Here is a 3,413-nt window from a genome sequence, read left to right as displayed (position 1 = left end):
GCGACCGGCGTGGCCGGTGGCGCGCTGGGCACCGTCTCGGGTGTCGCCGGTGTCGCCGGTGGCGCGGGCCTGCAGGGCGGTGCCGACCTGCCGGTCGTCGGCGACCTGGCCGGTTCCCTCGACACCGACAGCATGTCCCGGGGCAGTGAGTCCGCGGCCGGTGCGGTCGCCGCCGACGTGACCTCCGAGGGCCGGGTGCTGGACACCGCCGCCTCGTCGGTCGGCAGCGACGTCCCGGTCGACGTCTCGGGCGAGACCTCCGCCGAGGCGGAGACCGACTCGAAGGCCGCGGCCGAGGGCGAGCTGGAGATCGACCGGGAGTCCTTCTCCGGCGAGAGCTCGGCGACCCTCTCCGAGGAGGCCCGTTCCACCGAGGCCGACTCCGCCGACGACTCCGCCGAGCCGCAGCCGGAGCCCGAGCCCGCCGTGGAGTCGAACGGCCTGCTCTCCGGGACCTCGAACCTCACCGAGGGCGTCGGCGACCTGACCGGCGACCTGACCGGCGACCTCGGTGTCGACGTTCCGGAGCTGCCGGTGGCCAACCCGCTGCCCAGCGGGGACAACGGCGAGGACAACAGCTCCAACCTGCTGGACACCGGTGTGGACAGCGTCACCGACAGCGTCAGCAACGGCCCGCTGAGCGGGGTCACCGACGCCGGCGACGACCTGCTGTCCGGTTCGTCCGGTGTGACGGACCTCGGCCTCGGAGGCTGACACTCCGTGATCTCGACGCCGTAACAGGGCGGGTTCGTGCCAGTCACGAGCCCGCCCTGTACTGCGGAGAGTGAACAGGGCACACTGTCCGATCGATGACGGCTACGCCCTGGCTCGACGTGTTGGACGAGACCATCCGGTCGTGTGCGACACACGACCGGCCTGACCTCGTGCGACGCCTGCGCGTGCGGCGGGCCGAGCTCGCCGGGCCGAAGGTCCGGGTGCTCGTGCTCGGCGAGTCGGGCCAGGGCAAGAGCCAGCTCCTCAACGGCCTGCTGGGCAGCACGGTGTGTGCGGTGGGTGACGACGTCACGACCACGGTCCCCGCCGTGCTGCAGCACGCCTCCGGCCCCACGGCGTCCCTCCTCTCCGATCCCCGTTCCGGGGGTGCGGCGACGTCGGGGGATCCCACCGCGGGCGCGTCCCGCACCGCGTCCGACCCCGCCTTCCGCCCCGTCCCGGCCGACGACCGGCTCCCCGCCCCGTACACGGGCCCCTCCTCCGTGGCTGCGCGGTCCGGCGCGCCCGCCTCGCGGACCGGCTCCCGGTTGCCGATCCCGGCCGGGTGGCACTCCGTCGGCACCCCGCTCGACAGCCTCGTGCTGGAGGGCCCCGCACTCGCCGATCCCCCCTCGGAGGAGGCGGCACAGCGGACCCCGGTCGACGTCGACGCGGCCACCGCGGAGGCGAACCGGCGTGCCGACGTGCGCCGGGTCGAGATCGGGCTCCCGCGCAAACTCCTCGAGTCCGGTCTGACGCTGATCGACACCCCGCCGGTCGGGCCGGACGCCTCGGCCGCCGAGCACACCCGCGCGGCACTGTCGATGGTGCCGCAGGCCGACGCGGTACTACTGATCACCGACGTGACGCGGGAACCCTCCGAGCCCGAGTGCGACCTCGCGACCCAGGTGTTCGCCCTCTGCCCGAACGCCGCCGTGGTCTTCACCAAGACCGACCTGGTGCCGGAGTGGGAGCGGATCGCCGAACGCACCCGCGCCCGGCTGGCGAGCCGGGGGATGCCCGCCACCGTGTTCGGGGTGTCGGCGTCGTTGCGGATGGTGGCGGCCGAGTCGAACGACGCGGACCTCAACCAGGAGTCGGGGTATCCCGCCCTGATCTCCTACCTGCACAAGGACCTGATGGGCAACATCGCCCAGGTGCGGAAACGGTCGGTGGGCGCGCTGAGCAGGCTGGCGTTGGAGCGCCTGGTCGTACCGCTGCGGGAGCGGCTCACCGAGGTGCAGCAGGGCGGCAACGAGGAGCTCAGCGCCAAGTACCGCGCGGCCAGCCAGAAGCTCGAGGAGGTGCAGCGGGAGTCGTCCCGGTGGCAGACGATGCTCTCGGACGAGGTCGCCGACCTCAACGCGGACCTGGACTACGACCTGCGCGACCGCACCCGGCGCATCCTGCGGGAGGCCGACGAGTACTTCGACACGGCGGACCCGGTCAAGGACTGGCCGGAGTTCGAGCAGTGGTTGCGGGAGAACCTGCGCACGGCGGCGGAGGCGAACTCGACGTGGCTGCTCGACCGGTTCGAGTACATCGCCCACCGACTCGCCGCCGCCATCATGCCGCGGGATCCGGGACTGTTCGCGTCGGATGCGGTGCTGACCGACGTCCCCCGTGAGGAGATCGAGGACCTCAAGATGCCGACCGTCGAGAAGTTCACGGTCGGGCAGAAACTCTTCACCGGGATGCGGGGCTCCTACGGTGGTCTGCTCATGTTCGGGCTCGCGACCTCGCTGGCCGGGATGGAGCTGATCAACCCGATCTCGATCAGTGCGGGTGTCGCGTTCGGCGCCAAGAGTGTGCTGGAGGAGCGCGAGACCCGGCTCAAACGCCGACAGGCCACGGCCCGCACGGCGGCGCACCGGCACGTGGACGACTTCTTCCTCGCCTACGGGAAGCAGAGCAAGGACACCGTACGGCTGATCCAGCGGGAGCTGCGGGACCGCTGCAACGCCGTCGCGCAGGAACTGCGCACCGAGATCAGCGACACCGCCCAGCGCATCAAGCAGGTCATGGAGAACGAGACCGCCGAGCGCAACACCGCCGCCCGGCAACTCGCCAAGCGGATCGAGGAGCTGGAGGTGCTGCGCAGACGGGCCGACGCACTGGCGCCGAAGTCGCCGGTGCGGGAGCTGAGCGCGTGAGCGAGCTGGCCGACCGCGCCTGGACCCTGTTGAACCGGGCGCACGAGGTGTACGCGGACAGTCCCCGGGCGACGAACTGGCTGCGGCGGCACCTCGCGCGGTTCTCCGAACCACTGCGCGTCGCCGTGCTCGGTGCGCGCGGCTCGGGGCGCACGACGCTGGTGGGCGCCCTGATCGGGGAGCACGTGCCGGAGCCCGCGGACGGCAGGCCGGTGACCTGGCACCATGTGCCCGCCGAGCGGACCCACCCGGAGCTGACGGTGCTCGACGTCGCCCCGGCCGAGGACGGGGACGAGTCCCGGGTCGTCGAGTCGGTCGGCATGGAGGCCGACGCGGTGCTGTACCTGGTCGGGCACCCGCACAACAGCGACCTGTCCGTGTTGCGCGGCGCGCAGGAACACCCCCACGCGCGGGTGGCCGCAGTGAACACGCTGCTCGTGCTCGCCCGCGCGGACGAACTGGGCGGCGGCAGGGCGGACGCGCTGGCCTCGGCCCGGCAGGTGGCACGTCGGTGCGTGGCCGATCCGGCCGTCGGGGCGCTGTGCC

1 protein-coding gene and 2 pseudogenes are annotated in these 3,413 nt (G+C 72.6%); all 3 read left to right on the top strand.

The window, feature by feature from the left end; genetic code table 11:
• A pseudogene (locus SACPADRAFT_RS0211325) lies at nucleotides 1–714 on the top strand (hypothetical protein); the annotation flags it as partial.
• A gap of 95 nt (nucleotides 715–809) precedes the next feature.
• Nucleotides 810–2,867 carry a P-loop NTPase family protein gene (locus SACPADRAFT_RS0211320; RefSeq protein WP_007026993.1) on the top strand — a complete coding sequence of 686 codons (2,058 nt, stop codon included), beginning with the start codon at nucleotides 810–812 and terminating at the stop codon, nucleotides 2,865–2,867.
• Nucleotides 2,864–3,413, top strand: a pseudogene (locus SACPADRAFT_RS32710) (hypothetical protein); the annotation flags it as partial. The gene SACPADRAFT_RS0211320 and the pseudogene SACPADRAFT_RS32710, both read left to right, overlap by 4 nt.

Origin of the sequence: Saccharomonospora iraqiensis subsp. paurometabolica YIM 90007 (genome assembly GCF_000231035.2) — a bacterium.
GTDB classification, from domain to species: Bacteria; Actinomycetota; Actinomycetes; order Mycobacteriales; family Pseudonocardiaceae; genus Saccharomonospora; species Saccharomonospora paurometabolica.
The sequence above is the reverse complement of the archived record's forward strand: the minus strand, read 5'-3'. Positions and strand labels throughout refer to the sequence as shown.

Excerpts from the sequence above, each read along its gene's own strand:
- SACPADRAFT_RS0211320 (WP_007026993.1), top strand. The coding sequence starts at position 810 with ATGACGGCTACGCCCTGGCTCGACGTGTTGGACGAGACCATCCGGTCG.